This window comes from Pseudomonas sp. DTU12.1 (assembly GCF_009873475.1).
GTDB lineage: Bacteria > Pseudomonadota > Gammaproteobacteria > Pseudomonadales > Pseudomonadaceae > Aquipseudomonas > Aquipseudomonas proteolytica.
In genome coordinates this window covers 3,608,551-3,629,083 of record NZ_CP045254.1, presented here as the reverse complement: position 1 = coordinate 3,629,083, position 20,533 = coordinate 3,608,551, and the positions used below count along the sequence as shown (strand labels likewise).

Sequence of the window (20,533 nt, the reverse complement as noted above, 5' to 3'; positions counted from 1 at the left end):
TATTGCGGCTTCGGGGCCGCTTGCATTGTGCTGATCGCCAGTGCGAGAGGGGGCGTGATACCTTTGCGCGCAATGTGGCTAATCGGCATCAGGGAGTGATGGAATGGGAAACGCATACAACACGGCACTGCTTGTCGCTGCCGGGCTTAACCTGCTGGTGGCGCTGATGCATATCGGGGTCATCATCAAAGGGCCGTCCTGGTATCACCTGTTTGGTGCGGGCGAGCGTTTTGTACGTGCGGCCAAGGCCGGTCGCCGCTTCCCGGCCGTGGTGACGGCGGGGATTGCCCTGGTGCTCGCCGCGTGGTCGGCCTACGCGCTGTCCGGCGCCGGTGTGATCGATCCCTTGCCCCTGCTGCGCCCTGCGTTGTGCGTAATCACTCTGGTCTACCTGTTGCGTGGGATGTTGGGCCCATTCGTGTTGGCCGGCACAGGCCGTAGTACGCGCTTTATTATGATCAGTTCGGGGATTTGCGTGGTGTATGGGCTGGTGCACCTGGTGGGGCTGGTGCAGGTGTGGAATACCCTGGCCTAGCGCTGGCAGTGCCTGGGCTATCGCAGCCTCGAGCTGCCATACGCTTCTTCAAACCCCGCAAGGTTACTGCTCCGATTCCCTCCCCATCGATGCGCCTAAGGCCGGGATGACGACTTCCGATTCCAATGATCCGCCACGTCCCCCATGGTCAAGGGCGCGCCACTCTTGATCCAGGCCATGAACGCCCGATCGAACTTGAACGACTCCCCACACTCGCCGATCAGGAACCGGCGGACCTTCTGCGTATTCCTGTAGTGCGGGTCCAGTGGGGTGTCGCGGGTGATGGGCCCCGAGTGCCAGTCGAAGATCATTGCCGCTCCTTGGGTGATGCAGGTTTCTGACTCAACAATTGAAGACCGGAGCATAGCGTTCTTCACGCTTTTTGAAATGAATCGGCGCCATCGGCACTTTTTCGCCGTTCACGAATATAGCCGGGAAGGTGAGGGTGAAGTCATCCATATCACCCTTGCCCAGGGCCGTACCCTTGCGGCTGCTGTTCGATTGCTCCTTGGGGTCAAAACCGGTTTTCAATTGCTCGATACTGACTTGATAGGTTTCACCCGTCGCCAGCGTTACGGTGACTAGGGGTGAGGCGGCGCTGACCCACAGTGGCGGGTCGGTCTGTTGATAGGCCGCCCGGCGTTCATCCGGGGTGTTCAGGTTGCGCAGGCGCGGGGGGGTGTAAAGCCGACCAAACAGACGTAGTTCGGTATCGGTTGAGCGCAGCTTGTCTGGCCAGCTGGATGTTCCTGGCGGTGCTACATAGACCAATACGTGAACCCAATCGAGCTCTGCCGAGCGTGGGGCAAAGCTCATCGCGGCTTTCGGGCCGGGGCAGGTGCGTTCGAGCAGAGCATTTGTGCCCACTGTCGATTGCGGGTGCAGATACGGCCCGGTGCTGCATCCGGCAAGCAGCGCGAGGAGGATATAGAGAACGTAGTGCTTCATTGGAGCCAACTCCATTGGTCGTCAGCGCGACTATGTCATCTCTGCGGTGAATTCTCATCAGCTCTGTGCGGCATTCTCTGGCGAGAAAAAATCTTGTTTGCCCAGGGCTGAGATAAACTCCGCGGATTCTTGAAAGGGAGCCTTGCGGCAATGGAACTGAAATCGTCGAGCAGAGGTATTCGGGTGCTGGGATGTGCCGGGATAGTGGCCGGTGCGGATGGGTAAATTCATGAAGCACCTGCGAACCTTGAATCTCGCCATTGAACGCTTTCTGAGTCGGTTTTCCCGCACGCAGTTCCTGTGCGCTGCCATTGCCCTCACCGCGCTCAACTTCGTCTTGGACTACACCTTTGCTGCGTATACCTCGCTCTATCTCTCAATGCTCAGCGGTTGGCTGTTTGCCATGGGTTTTGTGAGGTTCCGGTCTGAACCGTGATGCGTATGTTTGATCTCTACCTGAAGCGATGGGACCTGGTCGTCGACGGCGATGCATTCGTCTCGCGCAACGGCAATCTACTGCCCGTTCGCCAGCGCGGCATGCCTGCCATGCTCAAAATCTCCCAAGTGGCCGAGGAGCAGGCTGGCAGTTTGCTGATGGCCTGGTGGGACGGCGAAGGTGCAGCCCCCGTGCTGGCCCATGACGGCGAGGCCTTGCTCATGGCGCGCGCTTTGGGCTCGGCCTCGCTTACCCAGATGGTCAATGACGGCCGGGATGAGGAGGCCACTCGCATCCTGTGTGGCGTAGCCGCGCGCCTGCATGCACCACGGGCCAAGCCGACTCCCGCATTGGTTGCCCTGGAGCAGTGGTTCGAAGCGCTATGGCAAGGGGCGGCCCTGCACGGCGGCATTCTTGAGCATTGTGCAAGCACTGCACGTGAACTCCTGGCAGCCCCCCGGGATGTCACGGTGCTGCATGGCGATATTCACCATGGCAACGTGCTGGATTTTGCCGCGTCCGGCTGGCTGGCCATTGATCCCAAGGGCCTCTACGGCGAACGGGGCTTTGATTATGCGAACCTGTTCTGCAACCCCGATGAACGCGCCCTGGCCCCGGAGTGCTTTGCGCGGCGGATCGAAGTCGTCGCCAGTGTTTCGGGTATCGAGCGGCGCAGGCTCCTGCAATGGGTGCTTGCCTGGGCAGGGTTGTCATCAGCGTGGATGCTAGAAGAGGGGGATGAACCGGGAATCACCCTCGGCGTGGCGCAACTGGCGGCGGCGGCACTGCGGTGATCAGTAAGCTGTCGCCATCCCCCCCCCCTGTAGGAGCTGGCTTGAAGCGATCGCGCAGGACCGGTCGCCGACAAAGTGACTGACCCACCGCCATCGCCGCATAGGTATCTACACAACTTTGCTGCATCGCATAAACCCAGGCAGATAGGTCTGTTGTGGCGAGCGGGCTTGTCGGAACGCCGCATCGCCCGCGCTGGGCTGCGAAGCAGCCCTAGTAAGCCGAATGCGGTGTATTAGATACACTGTAGCGGCTGATTTTGGGGCTGCTTCGCAGCCCAGCGCGGGCGATGCGGCGTTCCGACAAGCCCGCTCGCCACAGGGAAGATCGTCAGTTTCTGAAAGTTGTGTAGATGCCTATGGCCATCGCCGGCAAGCCGCCCCTAGATTTTTTTGCCGCCCAGCCAAGCGCGCTGCCTGATCGAGCTCCCTTGTGGCAGCGGATCAGTCGATCCGCGGATGCTGTTGCGCCAGGTTCTCGCGCTTGGCTTCCAGCTCGGCGATCTGCTCGTCCAGGTCTTCGATCTTCTGCTCGATATTGTCGTGATGCTCCTGCAGCAGTTCCCGTGCCTCTTCGATATCCGATGCCGCCGGGGCCGCGCCGCGCAGGGGTTTGTTGGCGGTTTCCTTCATGGTCAGCCCAGTGACCAGGCCCACCACGGCAATGACCATCAGGTAGTAGGCAGGCATGTACAGGTCGTTGGTGCTCTCCACCAACCAGGCCACAGCGGTTGGGGTCAGGCCGGCGATCAGCACCGAGATGTTGAACGCACTGGCCAAGGCGCTGTAGCGGATGTGGGTGGGAAACATCGCCGGCAGGGTAGATGCCATCACGCCGATAAAGAAGTTCAGCACCACCGCCAGCATCAGCAACCCGGCGAAAATCAGCCCGAGCTTGCCGCTGTTGATCAGCATAAACGCCGGAATCGCCAGAGCCAGCAGGCCGATGCTGCCGGCGATGATAAAAGGCCGGCGCCCGACTTTGTCGCTGATAAAGCCGATCAAGGGTTGCACGAACAGCATGCCGACCATGATCGCGATGATGATCAGCACGCCATGGTTTTCGCTGTAGTGCAGGTTGTGCGTCAGGTAGCTGGGCATGTAGGTGAGCAGCATGTAGTAGGTGACGTTGGTCACGGCCACCACGCCGACGCAGGTCAGCAGGCTACGCCAATGCTTGGTGGCGACTTCCTTGAACGACACACGCGGGCCGCGGGCCAGGCCTTCGCGGTCGCCTTGCTCGAGTTTTTCAACATGCTGTTGGAAGGCCGGGGTTTCTTCCAGGGCGTGGCGCAGGTACAGGCCGATCATGCCCAGGGGCAGGGCGAGGAAGAACGGCAGGCGCCAGCCCCATTCCTGGAATTGCTCTTCGCCCAGCACGCTGGAGATCACCACCACCACGCCCGCACCGAGCACGAAGCCGGCGATGGAGCCGAAGTCCAGCCAACTGCCGAGGAAGCCGCGCTTGCGGTCGGGGGCATATTCGGCGACGAAGATCGAAGCCCCGGTGTATTCACCGCCCACCGAAAACCCCTGGGCCATCTTGGCCAACAGCAACAGGATCGGGGCCCAGATGCCAATCGAGGCATAGGATGGAATCAGGCCGATGGCAAAGGTGCTGATGGACATGATCACGATGGTGGCCGCGAGGACTTTCTGCCGTCCGTACTTATCCCCCAGCGCACCGAAGAACAGGCCACCCAGAGGGCGGATCAGGAAGGGCACGGAAAAGGTCGCCAGCGCCGCGATCATCTGCACGCCAGGGTCGGCGCCGGGGAAGAACACTTTGCCCAGCACATAGGCCACGAAGCCATACACCCCGAAGTCAAACCACTCCATGGCATTGCCCAGTGCGGCGGCGGTAATCGCCTTGCGCATCTTGGCGTCGTCAACGATGGTGATGTCGTTCAACCCGATTGGGCTGACGCTTTTCTTGCGTGATTTCATACAGGTCACTCTGTCACTGAACGGTGTCGATGCCATTGTTTTAATGGCATGGTCTATTCGGTCAGATACATGAGGACACGAAATAATTCACCGCTTTATGTTTTTTTTCCTGTAGGCGCCGGCTTGCTGGCGATGCTCCTCGACGATAACGCGAGACAACTGACCTGATCCCAGGCAATCCGCGCGCCATTGTGGCTTGCACACCCCGCAGGCAAGGGCGCTTTTAGTCCCAATCCTATTTGCTTCTTTTTTGGCACTGATAAGCTTTTTTCCTGGAAAAGTATCGGGAAATTCTTGTCATGATCGTAAATGCCGCCGTACCCAACGAGTTCAACGCCCTGCGCGTTATCACGTTGGCAACCGACGCCACCTGTGCCAATCGGCTAGCCGGCGCGTTGAGCAGTATGGGCGTGACCGCGCTGACCAATGCTCAATCGTTGAGCGACGTGCAGACCTGGCTGGTTGAACAGCCGGTGGACGTTATCGTCTGCGAAATTCGTCCGGGGTGTGATGATGGGCTGATGCTACCAAGCCTGCTCAAGGGCCTGCACGAAGCCGGCACCGTGGCGCAGTTGCCGAGCATCTTCTGGACCGGTGAAACCACCTTGAATGCCCAGGTGCGCGCTGCAGAAGAGGACGGCGTGGTGTCCCCGCATGCCGACACCCAGCAGCGCTGGATCAAGCACATGGGCGGGGTCGCCATCAGTGCGCTGGAGTCTCATGCACGATTGGCCCGGGCCGCAGGGATTCTGGTGGAGATCCTGCGTGAAGGCGCAACCCTGGAACTGGGTGATGCCCTGCGAGCCGTGGTGCTGACCCGCGCGAAACCGGACCCGCAGTTGCACATGACCACATTCGACGCCTTGGCCGAGGATGAAGTGATCAATGCGCTGACCACGGGGGAGGGGTTGCGCTTTGTGTTCCAGCCACAATTCGAACTGTTGAGCCGGCGTGTAGTGGGGGCCGAGGCACTGGTGCGCTGGAAGCACCCGCGCTTTGGAGAAATCCCGCCGTCGGTGTTGATGCCGTTGGTCAACCGCCTGGGCCTGGACCTGCTGCTGTTCAGCCTGGTGGAGATGTGGAGCATCAGGGCGATGCTGGCGCTCAAGCGTGAAAACATCCTGATCCCCATTGCCGTGAACGCCTCGGCCAAAACCATTTGCACCCCGCACTTTGCCGACCGTCTCGCCACGCGGATGCAGCAGGCCGAGTTGCCGAACCGCTTGCTGAAAATCGAGCTTACCGAGGACGTACCCGAGCCGGATGAATTGCATCTTTCAGCCTCGCTGACGGCGATCCGCGCCAAGGGTTTCCAGGTGTCCCTGGATGATTTCGGTACGGGCGCGGCCACCCTGAATCTGTTGGCGAACCTGTCGTTCGATGAGATGAAAATCGACGGCTCGTTCGTGCGTGCAGTAGAGCAGCACTCCTCATCACGCAAGGTGATTGCAGGCATCGTCAGTTGGGCCGGCCTGCTGAATCTGAATCTGGTGGCCGAGGGCATCGAGGATGAGTCCACAATCCCTTTGTTGCACCGCTTGGGCTGCCGCGTCGGGCAGGGTTATGCGCTGGCGCGACCGATGGAAGTCGAGGCTTTTTTGAGCTTCCTGATTCAGCGCAATAAACATCAATAAATAGACTTGTGTTTGCCTGTCTGCCCTGTTGATGTAGTTTTTAGGAGTACTCTTATTTCCATTTTTTCATCGGTGACTTAAATTCCCCCTCGTCGAATTTTTTAAATTATCTGCCGCTGGAGTTAATCAATCTGACTATTCAATAATTATTGTTGAAGGTCATTGATTTCAAAAAAACGACTGTTCGCCTGGCAACTTCAAATTTGCCAGTGCGTAGTGTATTGCGTGATCAAAAGTTCGCCTGCTGCTTTTTAATGTGCGCTTGCTCAGTTGCACGGATGGAATTGACGTTGTAAGCCCGTCTGCAATGACGGCAACTTACCAATGATGAGGCGGAGTTGTTTTTCATCTTTTTGCTCGTTATATAGAGTGTCCTGTGATCTATGAAACGCTTACAAATTGCTTTGCTGGATGATCATGCAATCGTGCGACATGGCCTGGTCAATCGTTTAGTGCAGGAACCTGATTTTGAAGTGGTCGGTGTCTACGCCCGCACGCGTGAACTGTTGGCAGGGCTGGCCAAGGCTCCGGCGCAGGTGCTGTTGCTGGACTATGTCCTGGGGCCCAGCGAGTTGGACGGTGTTTTACTGATTCGAGCGTTGCGGGTGAAGTTTCCACAATGCCGCATCCTGGTATTTTCCACCCACCATGATGCCGCCACCGTGATCCTGGCCTTGCGCGTAGGTGCTCGGGGATTTCTCGGCAAGAGTGAAGACATGGGCCAGTTGATCGATGCCGTCCGGCTGGTGGCATCGGGCGTGGTCTACCTGAGCCCGGACATGGCCTACCGGGTTGCCGAGGCCACTGCGGTCAACTATGACGGTGAAGTCCGCAACCGTGAGGATGCCCTGCGCTTTGTCAGCCTGTCCGCTCGCGAGCAGGAAGTGATCCGCTGTTATCTGACCGGCATGACCATCACCGAGATTGCTGAGAAATTCAATCGCAGCATCAAGACCATCAGTTCCCAAAAGGCCTCGGCTTTTCGCAAGTTGGGCGTGATATCCAACAACGAGTTATTCAAGATCAAGCACCTCATTGAAGGCGTCTGAACCCGCCACCCACGCGCCGTGTGATTTGCTGGTTGTTGCATATACTTACGAGCGTGCCAGACGTTGTAGCGGTGGGTTACCCCTGTTTTTCGGCAGCGCGGTGTGCGCTGGGCTGAGTGGGCTCGATCACGATGAAACCTATACGTATTGCTTTGTTGGATGATCACGCGGTTGTTCGACATGGTCTGGCCAATACCCTGGCGGCCGAGGCGAACTTTGAAGTAGTGGGCATTTATGAGCGCAGCCGGGACCTGATCGCCGGCCTCGCCACGGCGCCTGCAGACTTGCTGCTACTGGACTTTTCCCTGAGTCCTGAAGAGTTGGACGGCGTGTCATTGATCCGCGCCTTGCGGGTCAAGTTTCCCGATAGCCACATCCTTGTATTGTCCACCCACCATGACCCGGCGACCGTGGGCTTGGCCATGCGTGTCGGGGCGCGCGGGTTTGTCGGCAAGGGCGAAGACATGGGCCAGTTGGTCAAGGCCATCCGTAAAGTCGCGGCGGGGGCGGTGTACCTGAGTCCCGACATGACCTATCGCCTTGCCGAAACCGTCACCAGCGATACCCGCAAGGGCCCTGGCGAGGTGCCGGACGCGCTGATCCTGGCGGAGTTGACCAGTCGCGAGCAGGAGGTGATTCGGTGTTACCTGGCGGGCATGACCATTACCGAAATCGCCGAGAAATTCAACCGCAGCATCAAGACCATCAGCACCCAGAAAACCTCGGCGTTTCGCAAGCTGGGAGTCACTTCGAACAACGAACTGTTCAAGCTCAACAAGATCATTGGTTCGCCATGAGGCAGTGGTTATGGGGGAGTGTGCTGTTGTGGTTGATAGGAGGAGCGCCTGCTCTCGGCGCGGATGGGGTTCAACTGAGTGAACAGGAGCAGCAGTGGATTCAACAACACCCGGTGCTACGGGTGGGGGTGGCGGAGGGGCTGATTCCATTCGAGTACCTGAGTGACGGGCGACTGCAAGGGCGTTCGGCGCAGTACCTGCAATTTGTGACCGCTGCCACGGGCCTTGAATTCACCTACGTGCCAGGAAAGACCACGCAGATACGCGAGCAGATGCTCCTCGATGGCCAGGTCGATCTGTTGTCCTCTTACCTGCGCTTCAGGTCTGAGCGGGCGACCAAGGGCCTTACCGCGCTGACCTACCACACCACTTCGCCGATCATCGTGACCCGTGTCGACGGCCTCGATATCTTTGACATCGACCAACTGCAAGGCAAAACCGTGATGGTCCCCGACGTGGATCATTACGATGAGATAGTCAGTGAAACAGGGGCCAAGGTCACGCTGATCAAAAGCCGATCGGCCCTGGAAATGCTGACCCGTGTCGAGGACGGCAGTGCCGACGCGGCCATCGCCTCGGAAACCTTCCTGATGCCCTATCTGTACCGACAGTTCCAGGGCATCCTCGAAGTTTCAGGCGTGGTCGGCAGCCAGGCGCTGGATGTCAGCATGGCGGTTCGCTCGGACCAGGCCATGCTGATCTCGATCCTCGACAAAGTCCTGGGGTCAATCACCGCCGAGCAACGCCGAGTGATCTATAGCCACTGGTATCACGACCTCGACCTGAATGTCCCAACCTTGCTTACCCTGTACAAGCACTTCTTGCATGTCCTGGTCATGGGCGCGCTGGTGCTCGCCAGTTTGTGTGTGCTGGTCTATCGCGGCCATCGCCGGCGGCGTCAGGCCGTACGCAACGAGCAGGAAAAAACCATGTTCCTGGCCGTCATGGGCCATGAAATACGTTCGCCTATGAATGCCGTGCTGGCGGCCATGGAATTATTGGGGCACACCCGGCTCAATGAGCAGCAGCGCCACTTTGTGCACCTTGCCAATGGCGGCGCCAACGCATTGGTGCGGTTGCTGGATACCGTGCTGGACACCCCAGGCTCGGGTGCGCGGGCGTTGCGCCTGAGCATTGAACCGACCGATGTGACCGCGCTGGTGCAAGGCGTAGTTGGCTTGCACCGCCTGCGCGCCCGGGAAAAGCACCTGAGCCTGAACGTGAGCATCCACACTACGCTGCCCTTGCTGTTACTCGACAGCTCCCGCCTGACGCAGATCTTTCATAACTTGCTATCCAATGCCATCAAGTTCACCGATGCCGGTGGAGTCGATATCAAGCTGTGCCTGGTGGGCTCGCAGGCCGACGGCCAGCAATTACAAGTCAAGGTGCGCGATACCGGGATCGGTATGAGCGACGCGGTGCAGGCATCGTTGTTCCGGCCGTATGCCCAGGCCACTCACTCTTACAAGCGCTCCGGTGGTACCGGGCTGGGCCTGGTGATCTGCCAGCAGTTGGCCAACTTGATGCAGGGTTCGTTGACGCTCAACAGTGAACCGGGGGTTGGTACCACCATCATCCTCTGCGTGCCGGTGACGGTTGCACCGCAGATTACTGAACAGCCGCAGATTCAGCCGTCCGCGCCTCAGGCCGTGACGGGCGGCCTGCAGATCCTGGTAGTGGAAGACACCCTGGCCAACCAGGAAGTGCTGCGGGCGCAGATCGGTGGCTTTGGCTGCGCGGCCGTGATCGCCGCCGATGCCGCCCAGGCCCGCAGCTTGTTTGGGGAGCGAGCTTACCAATTGATCCTGATGGACTGCGACCTGCCGGACCAGGACGGTTACAGCCTGGTGCGCGAACTGCGTGAGTTCGAGCGCGATTTGGGGCGTCCACGCTGCCCGATCATCGCTATTTCTGCCTTGACCGGTGAACCGCACCTGAAACGCTGCTTGGAGGCGGGTATGGACGCAGCCTTGAGCAAGCCGATACGCCTGGGGCAACTGCGCGAGGTGATTGAGCGTTGGTGCGACGTCAAGCTGGCGGCACCCCGTGCGAGCCTGATGGCCCCACAGCTGGATCAGGCGGCGATCAATCGGGAAATGGCCAGTGACATCGGCAGCCTGATCAAGGCCATCGCGCTATGTGACCGGCCCAGTGCGGTCCACGTTGCCCATCGTCTGCACGGGGCCGCATTGATCATGGAGTGGTTGGCCCTGGGGCAGAGTGCCGAGCATCTGGAGCGCCTGTTGCGTGGGCCGCAGGGCTGGGATAACCCGGCCTATGCCCAGGCCCTGCGGGCGTTGGTTGAGCATTGGCAGGCCTTGGGCGGGAATGCGACCCTCGACGTGCTGCCGCCCAATCGGCCCGCACGAGTGACGCAGCGATGAGCGCCTTCCTGCAACGCCTGCTGTTGCTGGCAATCCTGTTGTGCAACCTGAGTGGGGCGTCACACGCCAGCCCGACGCCGATGGAGTTGACCCAGCAGGAGCGTGATTGGATTGCCGCCCACCCGGTGCTGCGTGTTGGCGTATTCGATAACTTGCTGCCTTTTGAATACATCAGCAACGGCCAGCTCAGAGGCTTGTCAGCCAAATACCTGAGGGTGATTGCAGCGCGCACGGGCTTGCATTTCGAACCTGTCACCACCACTACGCGCAGCGCCCGCAAAGACATGTTGATCAGCGGCGAAGTCGATATATTGCCCACCCGGCGCCGCGACGATGACCCGGCAAAGGATCTCGGGATGCTGTACACCACGCCCTACAACACCAGTTCGACGATTATCGTCAGTCGGTTTGGCGACCAACCTTTTGCCGACCTGGAGCTACTCGCCGGCAAGCGGGTGGTGATGCTGGGCCGTGAGGAGGACTATGTCGCGTTCTTGAGGCATAAGGCCCCGGGGATAACCGTTGTCTCTGCGCTGAATGCGGTGGACATGATGGCGATGGTCAAGGATGGTCGCACGGATGCGGCGATTGCTTCGGAATGGCTGCTGATTCCCTACCTGTCTCGCCAATATCATGGAGTGCTGCAAATTTCAGGTGTGCTTCCAATGCTGCATACCGGTGTGAGCATGGCGATACGGGACAGCGATGTGCTTCTGCTGTCCATCCTGGACAAGGCGCTGGCGTCCATCAGCGGCGATGAGCGCAAGGCGATCTATGATGCCTGGTTTGTGGAGATGGACCTGGACATACCCACGGTCAAGGCTATTGCCGAGCATTACCAGGGCGAATTGTGGCTGTTACTGGTGGTGGTGATAGTGCTGCTTGCATTGGTCTTGCAAAGTCGTCTGCAGCGTCGCCAGGCCATGAACAGCGAGCGGGAGAAGGCGATGTTTCTGGCAGTCATCAGCCATGAGGTGCGTTCGCCGATGAACGCCGTGCTGGCTGCCGTCGAACTGCTTGAGCACACCCCACTCGACGAGCGGCAACGACACTTCACCGCGTTGGCCAATAGCGGCGCCAATACCTTGCTGCGGTTGGTGGATGATGTGTTGGACATCTCCAAGATGGAAGCCGGGCAACTGGCCCTCAATCTTGAACCGGTGGACCTCTGGGCGCTGGTCTTGCGGATAGTGGGCGAGCATCGAGCCCAAGCGCAGGAAAAGGGCCTCGAGCTGCTCGTCACCGGCGAGCGTCCCGGTGATCCGCTGTTGCTGGACGAGCTGCGCCTGGCGCAGGTGCTGCGCAACCTGATCGGTAACGCCGTCAAGTTCACCGAGATCGGCCGGGTAGAGGTGCAGTTGCAACTTTTGACGGCGCCTGCGGTGGAGGTGCGGCACCTGGTAATTCGAGTCATCGACACGGGCATAGGCTTGTCCGAACAGGCGCAATCCTCGCTGTTCCGGCCTTACGCCCGGGCCAAACAATCCTATCGGCGTACTGGCGGTACCGGCCTGGGCCTGGTGATCTGCCGGCGCCTGGTGAGGCTGATGCGCGGCGAGTTGGTGCTCAGCAGCCTGCTGGGCGTCGGGACCCAGGTCGAAGTGAGAGTGCCCGTTGAACTGGCTGCATCTCACCACTTGCCGGCGAACGCGCCTGCCATACCTGAGGCCGGTAACGGTTTGCAGGTGCTGGTGGTGGATGACTCGTTGCCCAGTCGGCAAATGTTGCAGGCACAGCTCGCAAGCCTTGGCTGCGGCGCGCTGCTGGCGGCGGATGCAGCCCAGGGGCTGGCGTTGTTCAGCGCCCATCGGGTCGATATGGTGTTGATAGCGTGTGACTCGCCAGAGAGTGATGAGCGTATGGCTGGTGCGTTTCGTCAGCTGGAACGCGAACACGAACGCTCATACTGCCCGATCATCGCCGTCTCGACAGTTGCCGGGAATGAATACCTTCAGCGTTGTTTTGATGCCGGTTTAGATGGCGTAATGACTAAACCCATCCAACTGGCCAAGTTGCAGCAGATGATTGAGCTCTGGTGCGAACTCCCCCAGGCCCCGCCAGTTGAAAGGAGTCTGGAGCCGGCGGCGACACCGGAGGCGCTGCGCAAGGAACTCAACAGCCTGATAGAGCGGCTCGCCTTGCGCGATCGCAGCTTGGCGTTGGACGCAGCGCAGAGACTGCACTCTGCCGCGCTGGAAGTGGGTTGGGCAGACTTTGCCGCGATGGCGCAGCGTATCGAAGTGCTGTTGCAAGATGAACTGAGCTGGCCTGCAGAGGCTATCGCGGGCCATGCCCGCAGCCTGCTTGAGCACAGGGGTGGGCTTATTGGCGGGGCCTAGGCTGGATGCGGGCTTCAGCGCTACATAGCGGCTGCTTTTTATTTCGTGTGTTTAACCATTGATAAGTATTGGCAGGGCTGCTTTTTAGGAGTGCTCCTATTGACGGAGTGTGGCTGTTATTTCAATAAAGACTAGCGCGCAACAGTAAGTTTCAGTGGCGTTGAAAGTGTAAGAAAGGTGAGGCGTTCAAGGGTTTTTCAGAGCACTCCTATATGGAGTTTGATTCGCCGTCCCTAAACTTAATCCTGCAACAACACAGAAGCTCTCCGATAAACGGAAGCTTTACAACTTACTGTAGAACATCGCTCTCTCGGAGTTACTCATGAATTACAAAGCCCGCGCCCTCGCTGTACTGGTCGCTGCCACAGTCTCTTGCGCTGCTCTAGCTTCGGACGGAAAAATCGATTTCAACGGCGAACTCAAAGCCGAAACCTGTCAGGTAGCAGTGAACGGTGCCAGCGGTGCGAGCGGCACGACCGTCACGCTGCCAACCATCTCCACTGCTTCCCTGGCTGCCGCAGGTCAAGTGGCCGGCCAGACAGGTTTCAACATCGAGTTGAGCAAGTGCTCGGCCGCGATCAAGACTGCTGCTGCATTCTTTGAAGCGGGCGGCAGTGTTGATCCGGTCAGCGGCAACCTGAAGAACGTGAGCGGTTCTGCCACCAAGGTTCAACTGCAACTGGTTGACGCCACCAATGGCGCAAAAATCCAGGCCGGCAACACCGCGCAGGTCACGTCCACCAGCCGTATCGATGTCGACGCTACCACCACCTCTGCCACCCTGCCGTACGCTGTCCAGTACTTCGCCCAGGCGGCTACTACTCCGGGCACCGTTGTCAGCTCCGTGACTTACTCCATCAACTATCAGTAAGTCGCAGGCCATGGACACACGCCCTGTTGATGTTTCAAGGGGCGTGCTTCCATGCGGCAACGGGATTGCTTTATGTCTTGCTCACTTGCATTCAAGCAACTGCTCCTGGCAGGGATGGCGACACTGATGTGTTCCCAGGCCTTGGCTGGGGTAGTGATTACCGGAACCCGTCTGATCTACCCGGCGGACCAGAAAGAAATCACCGTAAAACTCAATAACAACGGCACGCAGCCGGCGTTGACCCAATCGTGGATCGACACCGGCGACGTCAAATCGACCCCGACCAGCTCCCAGGCGCCGTTCCTGCTTTCGCCACCGGTGGCGCGCATTGATCCGACCAAGGGCCAAAGCCTGCGGCTGATGTTCACAGGGGCTCCCTTGGCCCAGGACAAAGAGTCGGTGTTCTGGCTTAACGTGCTGGAAATTCCGCCCAAGCCTGAGGCCGGCACGGACCTCAATACCCTGCAAATGGCGTTTCGCTCACGGATCAAATTGTTCTACCGCCCGAGCGATTTGCCGGGCACTGCCAGTGAGGCGATTGAGCAGGTGCAGTGGCAACTGGTGCCGGCGCGTGACGGGCAAGGCCTGGCTTTGCAGGCGTTCAACCCGACGGCGTTCTATGTCTCGCTGGTTGAACTGGAACTGGTGGCTGGCGCCCAGCGTGAGCGCAGTGAAGACGGCATGATCGCTCCGGGTGAAACCCGGCAGTTCGTACTGCCCGCGCTCAAGGCACGACCAGCCGGCGATGCCCAGGTGGAGTTCAACGCCATCAATGATTACGGCGCACTGGTCCCGACTCGGAAACCACTCCAGCGCTGATCAATCCCTGACGTTTTTACTCGCGAGTCACTTATGTCGACCTCTTTCAGCTGCAGGTTTTTTCTGCGGGCGCGGCCTCGCTTCGCCTTGAATCCGCTCACGGCCTTGATCCTCAAGGTGCTGGCCGTTGCTCCAGGCGTAATGGCCGTGCAGGACGCACTGGCGCAAGAGGTGCAATTCAATGACGCGTTCCTGCCTGAGGACTCGCGCAATCTCGACCTTGATGCCTATCAGGCTGGCAACCCGGTGATGCCGGGGCAATACCGCGCAGACGTGATTCTTAACGGGCAGTTGAACAGCCGCCAGGATATCCGTATCGAGGCCCAGGCCGACGGCAGTAAGCCAGTGGTGTGCATGACCCGTGGCTTGCTTGAGCGCCAGGGCGTGGAGATGTCCAGCCTGTCACCCGAGGCCAGCCTGGCCCTGGACAGCCAGGGCTGTGCAGCGCTGGGTACGCTGATCCCGAGCGCCACCGCGACCTTCTCGCCAGACAACCAGGCCCTCGACCTGAGCATCCCGCAAATGGTGCTCAAGCGAAATGCGCGCGGTTATGTCAGCCCCGAGTTGTGGGACCGTGGCGTCACCGCCGGTATGCTCAGCTACAACTTCAGCGGCAACCGTAACCACACCCGCAGCGGCAATTCCGACTCGGCGTTCCTGGGGCTGCAGGCCGGTCTCAACCTGGGCGACTGGCGCTTGCGCCACAATGCCTCGATGAATTGGCAGTCGCGCCTGGGTACCAATTACCAGGCCCTGGACACTTACGTCCAACGCGATATCACTGCGCTGAAAAGCCAGTTGACGGTGGGCGAGTCCAACACCACCGGGGAGATCTTCGACACCTTGTCGTACCGTGGCGTGCAACTGGCCAGTGACGACCGCATGTTGCCCGAATCCATGCGCGGCTATGCCCCGGTGATCCGTGGCATTGCCCGCACCAACGCGCGGGTGACCATTCGCCAGGCCGGCAACATCCTGCTGGAAACCACCGTGGCCCCCGGCGCATTCGTGATCGATGACCTGTACTCCACCGGCTACGGCGGCGACCTCAACGTGAGCGTGGCCGAGGCCGACGGCACCGAACAGAACTTCATCGTGCCGTATGCCTCGGTCAGCCAATTATTGCGCCCTGGCACCTCGCGTTTCAGCCTGACTGCAGGTGAAACCCGCAACAACTACGTCGACCAGCAGTCGCGTCTGTTGCAAGGTACTGTGCAGTATGGCCTGAACAATACCTTCACAGGCTTTGCCGGCATGCAGTCAAGTGATGACTACACCGCGGTGCTTACCGGCCTGGCATTTGGTACGCCCATCGGGGCCATGGCCGTCGACTTGACCCACGCCCAGACTGACCTGGCCACCGGTGCCGCCAAAGGGCAGAGCATGCGCGTGTCCTACAGCAAGAACGTGCTGAGTACCGGTAGTAACTTCTCCGTTGCGGCCTATCGGTTTTCCACCAGCGAATACCTGGATTTCAGCAACGCCATACAGCTGCTTGATGCCGAGAAAAGTGGCTGGGACACCAGCATGTTCGGGCGCCCACGTAGCCGTTTTTCGGTGACCGCTGACCAGAGTCTCGGAGAATGGGGGCAAGTGGCAATCAGTGGTTTTGCGCAGAACTATTGGAACCTGCCGGGCAGTGACTTGCAGTACCAGTTCAGCTACAGCAAGCAGTTCAATCGCATCAGCTTCAGCGTGAACGCCAACCGCAGCCGCATGGGCCTGGGCGATATGCAAAACAGCTTCTTGTTGACCATGAGTATGCCGCTGGAATTTGGTGCGTCTGGCCACAGCCCGCAAATCACCGCGCAGGTGGGGCGTGATAGCGAAGGCAACTACAGCGAACAGGCCGGCATCAGCGGCACCGCTGGCGATGACCGCCAGTATGGCTACGGCGCAACCTTCGGCCATGATGGCGCCAGCAACAGCAAGAGCGCAGCCCTCAATGGCCAGTACACCGGCGCAAGGGCCATGCTCAGTGCTGCCCTGGGCCGCGGCGATGGCTATACCAGCGCCTCGGTGGGCGCCAGCGGCACGGTGGTGGCCCATGCCGCCGGCGTAACCATGACGCCGTATCGTGGTGAAACCATGGCGGTAGTCAGTGCGCCGGGTGCCGAAGGCGCCAAGGTCTCGGGGTATCCAGGGCTCAAGCTCGACAGCCGCGGTAACGCCGTGGTGCCGTACCTGCGTCCTTATGAATTGAATGAAGTGGCGATCGACCCGATTGGCAGTTCGCTGGATGTCGAACTCAACGAAACCAGCCAGCAAGTGGCTCCGCGTGCTGGCGCCGTGGTGCACCTCAAATACACCACCAACCAGGGCCGCGCGGTGTTGCTCAACGTGCGCCTCGACGATGGCAGCAGCCTGCCCTTTGGTGCGGGCGTGACCGATGCCGAAGGCACGTCGGTGGGCATGGTCGGGCAGGGCGGTCAGTTGTACGCCCGGATCAAGCCTGAAACCCGCCAGTTGCTGATCAACTGGGGCAGCAAGACCCATCAGCAGTGCGCGCTGGTGATCCCGGCCGGCCCCGGCCAGGGGCAGCAGTTGCAGCAGTTGGACGCCGTATGTGCGGCCGGTAAACAGGTGGCTGGCAGCGTACAGCCCAACACTCTTCAAAAGGTACAGTTATGAACATCGGCGCTTTGATCAAGGCGGGCCTGGCCGTCGGCGCATTGTGGGCGGTGGCCGGGACGGCCATGGCGGTCACGTGCACCTACATGGACGGTATTCGCCCGGCCGTGGGCTCCATGCCATTGCAGGTTTCGGCGATCACTGTCGGGCGCGATGTGCCAGTGGGTACTGAAGTGTATCGCCAGAAATTCAGTATGGCGGCAGGCCAGGCGCCCAAGCTTGAGTGCCTCTACGCCCCGTATCAGCAGTGGACCGAGCTGACTGTCGAATCCAGCTATGCCCTGGCCAGTGTGTCCAGCGGGACGTATGCCAACAAAGTCTACAGAACCAGCATTCCGGGGCTGGGGGTCGCCTTCAATAGCTTGGGTGGCCCGTTGCCAAGGCAATCTGGTAAAGCCTGGACCACCTGTACGAGTGGCTGGAGGTGCCTGGTCCCATTTGACGGGCCGTCGAACTTTGAGCTGATCCTGATCAAGCTGGGCGATGTGACGCCGGGTGTACTGATGGGCAGTACGTTACCGATCGTTAGCCTATTCGGTAACTTCGGCGACGCCAGGATGCAGGGTTTCAGGATGGGCATCTCCGGCAGCATCCAGATTGTCTCGCGCACTTGCAGTACGCCGGATGTGTCGGTGCCCATGGGCTCGCACCTGACTGCCAAATTCACCGGGATCAACAGCACTACGGGTTGGACAGACTTTGCCATTGCCCTGAACAACTGCCCGGCGTTCAGCGGGATCTATACGACTAGTGGGCCGAACTGGGTTTCGCAAAGTGGCAACTCACCGTCTGGCACCAGTACCAGTAGCGGCACCCGGGTCAACAACTCCTTGCAGTACCGCATCGACCCGGCCCGTGTGGCGATCAACGCAACCAACGGCGTGCTTGCCCTTGACCCTAGCGGGACGGGCACGGCACCTGCCGCAACCGGTGTCGGTGTGCAGGTGGCGACCAGCAACGGCACGCCTGTGCCGTTGGCAACCAACCGTGCCAGTGGCCTTACCTTGCGCACCACCGAGGGCAGCTATTCGATCCCCCTGCGTGCGCGTTACCTGCAAACGGCCAACACGGTCACGCCGGGGCCGGCCAATGCCTCGGCGACGTTCACGATTATTTATCAGTGAGGGCCAGCAACCGCGCAATCTCCAGTCGCAATGCGCCGTGGACGTCTTCGGCGTACGGCGTGGCGGTTTTCCAGTCATAGAACCAGACCGGCATCTTGCGGTAGTGCTCCGCTTCCGAGGCGTAGCGGGGGAAGATGTGGCAGTGCAGCTCCGGCTCGGAGTTGCCGAGGATTTCGTAGTTCATGCGCAGCGCATCGGTTGCCTGTAGCACGGCATCGCCAAGGCGGGCCATGTCCAGCAGGTAGGTGGTCCTGGCCTGGGTGTCCAGATCGTTGAGGCTCGACACCACGGGATCGGGCAGCAGCAGGCAGTAACCCGGCAGAAACTGCACATCGCCCATCACGGCCCAACCGGAGGCCATTTTGCAAATCACCTTGTCATTGGCGCCGCTGCGCGCCAGTGCTACACGTTGCGAGATCAGAGACATCCGTAGTCCTTAAAGGGGCTGGCGAAATGCCGCATTGAAACACGGATCAGAGGGCGCGGCTGACTCCTGTAGTAGCCGGCAAGCCAGCTCCCACATGAGATCCCTGTCGCGACCAAAATCCCGGACCTGCCACCAACCCCCCTGTGGGAGCGGGCTTGCTCGCGAAAGCGGTGTTTCAGTCGCAATTTTTGGTGGCAGGTACACACCGCCATCGCAGGCAAGCCAGCTCCCACATGAGATCCCTGTCGCGACCAAAATCCCGGACCTGCCACCAACCCCCTGTGGGAGCGGGCTTGCTCGCGAACGCGGTGGTTCAGTCGCAATTTTTGGTGGCAGGTACACCGCCATCGCAGGCAAGCCAGCTCCCACATGTGATCCATGTCGCGACCAAAATCCCGGACCTGCCACCAACCCCCTGTGGGAGCGGCGGTGCGACGATTCGACTTGCCCGCGAAAGCGGTGGTTCAGTCACAATTTTTGGTGGCAGGTGCACCGCCATCGCAGGCAAGCCAGCTCCCACATGAGGTCCATGTCGCGACCAAAATCCCGGACCTATCAGCAACCCCCTGTGTGCGGGCTTGCCCGCGAAAGCGGTGGTTCAGTCACAATTTTTGGTGGCTGATCCAACGCCATCGCAGGCAAATCAGGCTCCTACATACAGCAGGTTATTGCTGTAATTGAAGGGCCTCACGCTTGAAGAATCGCTTTTGCTCAAATGGAATATCTTCGCGGTCGCCATAGGGGGCGCTGTACCAGCTGCCATAGGTCGGATTCGGTAGCAGGAACCAGCGCTGGCCGAACCAATCCGCGTAGGGTTCGACCGCCCGGCGTTGGGCGGCAAGGGTGTTGTGTTCGGCCTGGACGAAATCCCCCAGGGAATCACCAGCCATCAACAGCACTCGCGCCTGGCTGGCGACCCATTGGCGTCGGCAGTTCTTGCCGTAGCCCGCCTGTTCACAGTGGCCGGTCGGGGTAGCGGCTGCCAGCACCTGCTCATTGCTTTCTACCGGGAAACCGCGCAAACGCAGGTTGTCGACGGTGGCCTGAACCTGGCTGTGCTCACGGTTGGTCAGGTAATACACCTTGATCCCGCGTTGCTTGGCCGCCTGCAAAAACGCCACGGCGCCGGGCAGGGCCTGGGCCTTGGCCTGGTCGACCCAGGTGTTCCAGCGGTCATAGGAGTAGACCTGGTTGTTGACGATGTCCCGGGCATTGAGTGGCACGTTGTCCAGGAGGGTTTCATCGATATCGACGATCACCGCCGGCGGCAGCCCGGCCAGGTTGCGCGGGGCAAAGGGCAGGGCGTCCCAGTCCTTGGTGGCCAGGGCCACGTCGAGCTGGCGGGTGGCGTCGGCGAACACCTGGCGATAGATCAGCTCATGCTCGATGGACGTCTGGGTCCACAGCACTGCATCCAGTTGGTCGTTGGCGGGTGGGCGCTGTTGGCAGCCCATCAGTACCGAAGAAAGCAGGCATACGCCGGCAACATTCATCAGACGCATAAAAATAGTCGGCCTCGAAAAATGGCGATAGGGGAGCGACGATCGGGCCCCGCACAGTACCGCAATATTGCGCGCCAGCCTGCATCGGGCATCTATTTTCACAAGGGTTAGATCGTTTATTTCCTTATCGAAGGTACATAGCTGTTTAGTGAATATCCATTGCGTCCATTTCCAGGCTGCTGCGTAGGCTGCGGATGCAATAACAAGTATCTGTCTGCTGCCGCGTCTATGAAGTCTGCCGCAAGTGACGAGTAGACGGTCTGGCAGCCATTTACGCTGCTCGGCTGACGTCTTGC

General features: G+C 59.9%; 18 protein-coding genes. 12 read left to right on the top strand and 6 right to left on the bottom strand.

Annotated elements, in window-relative coordinates:
- Nucleotides 1–103: 103 nt before the first annotated feature.
- Nucleotides 104–535 (top strand): hypothetical protein, encoded by a 432-nt coding sequence (locus GDV60_RS15655; RefSeq protein ID WP_133714807.1) that lies wholly within the window; start codon nucleotides 104–106, stop codon nucleotides 533–535.
- A gap of 95 nt (nucleotides 536–630) precedes the next feature.
- Here the strand turns inward: GDV60_RS15655 and GDV60_RS15650 are convergent, their stop codons facing one another.
- Genes GDV60_RS15650 through GDV60_RS26620 form a run of 3 tightly spaced genes read right to left on the bottom strand, consistent with a single transcriptional unit; the run spans nucleotide 631 to nucleotide 1,714 of the window.
- The gene (locus GDV60_RS15650; RefSeq protein ID WP_159909249.1) at nucleotides 631–846 is read right to left on the bottom strand and encodes a DUF6434 domain-containing protein; all 216 of its coding nucleotides are present in this window, start codon (nucleotides 844–846) and stop codon (nucleotides 631–633) included.
- 31 nt (nucleotides 847–877) lie between these two features.
- Nucleotides 878–1,483, bottom strand: coding sequence for a hypothetical protein (locus GDV60_RS15645; protein WP_133714806.1), 606 nt, complete (start codon nucleotides 1,481–1,483; stop codon nucleotides 878–880).
- A 57-nt stretch (nucleotides 1,484–1,540) separates the two neighbouring features.
- The gene (locus GDV60_RS26620; protein WP_218585571.1) at nucleotides 1,541–1,714 is read right to left on the bottom strand and encodes a hypothetical protein; all 174 of its coding nucleotides are present in this window, start codon (nucleotides 1,712–1,714) and stop codon (nucleotides 1,541–1,543) included.
- On the opposite strand from GDV60_RS26620, the gene GDV60_RS15640 reads away from it, so the two are divergent.
- A complete protein-coding gene (locus GDV60_RS15640; protein ID WP_133714805.1) occupies nucleotides 1,713–1,919 on the top strand; it encodes a hypothetical protein in 207 nt (68 codons plus the stop codon). The two genes, GDV60_RS26620 and GDV60_RS15640, sit on opposite strands and share 2 nt — an antisense overlap.
- Before the next feature lie 5 nt (nucleotides 1,920–1,924).
- The gene (locus tag GDV60_RS15635; protein ID WP_133714804.1) at nucleotides 1,925–2,713 is read left to right on the top strand and encodes an aminoglycoside phosphotransferase family protein; all 789 of its coding nucleotides are present in this window, start codon (nucleotides 1,925–1,927) and stop codon (nucleotides 2,711–2,713) included.
- 441 nt (nucleotides 2,714–3,154) lie between these two features.
- On the opposite strand, the gene proP is transcribed toward GDV60_RS15635, so the two are convergent.
- Nucleotides 3,155–4,657 carry a glycine betaine/L-proline transporter ProP gene (gene proP, locus GDV60_RS15630; protein WP_029293649.1) on the bottom strand — a complete coding sequence of 501 codons (1,503 nt, stop codon included), beginning with the start codon at nucleotides 4,655–4,657 and terminating at the stop codon, nucleotides 3,155–3,157.
- A gap of 299 nt (nucleotides 4,658–4,956) precedes the next feature.
- On the opposite strand from proP, the gene GDV60_RS15625 reads away from it, so the two are divergent.
- From GDV60_RS15625 to GDV60_RS15585, 9 genes are all read left to right on the top strand, one after another.
- Nucleotides 4,957–6,291: an EAL domain-containing protein gene (locus GDV60_RS15625; RefSeq protein ID WP_159908041.1), complete on the top strand. Its 1,335-nt coding sequence runs from the start codon at nucleotides 4,957–4,959 to the stop codon at nucleotides 6,289–6,291.
- Between the two features lie 383 nt (nucleotides 6,292–6,674).
- Complete coding sequence (locus GDV60_RS15620; protein ID WP_029293653.1) at nucleotides 6,675–7,340, top strand: response regulator transcription factor; 666 nt, start codon at nucleotides 6,675–6,677, stop codon at nucleotides 7,338–7,340.
- Nucleotides 7,341–7,471: 131 nt separating this feature from the next.
- Nucleotides 7,472–8,137, top strand: a complete 666-nt coding sequence (locus GDV60_RS15615) for a response regulator transcription factor (protein ID WP_029293655.1) — start codon at nucleotides 7,472–7,474, stop codon at nucleotides 8,135–8,137.
- Nucleotides 8,138–8,157: 20 nt separating this feature from the next.
- Nucleotides 8,158–10,524 carry an ATP-binding protein gene (locus tag GDV60_RS15610; RefSeq protein ID WP_243733221.1) on the top strand — a complete coding sequence of 789 codons (2,367 nt, stop codon included), beginning with the start codon at nucleotides 8,158–8,160 and terminating at the stop codon, nucleotides 10,522–10,524.
- A complete protein-coding gene (locus tag GDV60_RS15605; protein WP_159908039.1) occupies nucleotides 10,521–12,863 on the top strand; it encodes an ATP-binding protein in 2,343 nt (780 codons plus the stop codon). The genes GDV60_RS15610 and GDV60_RS15605 overlap by 4 nt, the downstream gene beginning before the upstream one ends.
- A gap of 322 nt (nucleotides 12,864–13,185) precedes the next feature.
- Nucleotides 13,186–13,734, top strand: coding sequence for a fimbrial protein (locus GDV60_RS15600; RefSeq protein WP_029293661.1), 549 nt, complete (start codon nucleotides 13,186–13,188; stop codon nucleotides 13,732–13,734).
- Nucleotides 13,735–13,806: 72 nt separating this feature from the next.
- On the top strand, nucleotides 13,807–14,553 hold the full coding sequence (locus tag GDV60_RS15595; protein ID WP_029293662.1) for a molecular chaperone: 747 nt from the start codon (nucleotides 13,807–13,809) through the stop codon (nucleotides 14,551–14,553).
- 33 nt (nucleotides 14,554–14,586) lie between these two features.
- Nucleotides 14,587–17,184: a fimbria/pilus outer membrane usher protein gene (locus GDV60_RS15590; RefSeq protein ID WP_133714800.1), complete on the top strand. Its 2,598-nt coding sequence runs from the start codon at nucleotides 14,587–14,589 to the stop codon at nucleotides 17,182–17,184.
- The gene (locus GDV60_RS15585; protein WP_159908037.1) at nucleotides 17,181–18,308 is read left to right on the top strand and encodes a fimbrial protein; all 1,128 of its coding nucleotides are present in this window, start codon (nucleotides 17,181–17,183) and stop codon (nucleotides 18,306–18,308) included. Before GDV60_RS15590 ends, GDV60_RS15585 begins: the two co-directional genes overlap by 4 nt.
- On the opposite strand, the gene GDV60_RS15580 is transcribed toward GDV60_RS15585, so the two are convergent.
- Both GDV60_RS15580 and GDV60_RS15575 read right to left on the bottom strand, forming a co-directional pair.
- Nucleotides 18,295–18,735 (bottom strand): HIT family protein, encoded by a 441-nt coding sequence (locus tag GDV60_RS15580; RefSeq protein WP_104910366.1) that lies wholly within the window; start codon nucleotides 18,733–18,735, stop codon nucleotides 18,295–18,297. The two genes, GDV60_RS15585 and GDV60_RS15580, sit on opposite strands and share 14 nt — an antisense overlap.
- Before the next feature lie 665 nt (nucleotides 18,736–19,400).
- Nucleotides 19,401–20,237: a 5'-nucleotidase, lipoprotein e(P4) family gene (locus GDV60_RS15575; protein WP_159908035.1), complete on the bottom strand. Its 837-nt coding sequence runs from the start codon at nucleotides 20,235–20,237 to the stop codon at nucleotides 19,401–19,403.
- Nucleotides 20,238–20,533: the final 296 nt, after the last annotated feature.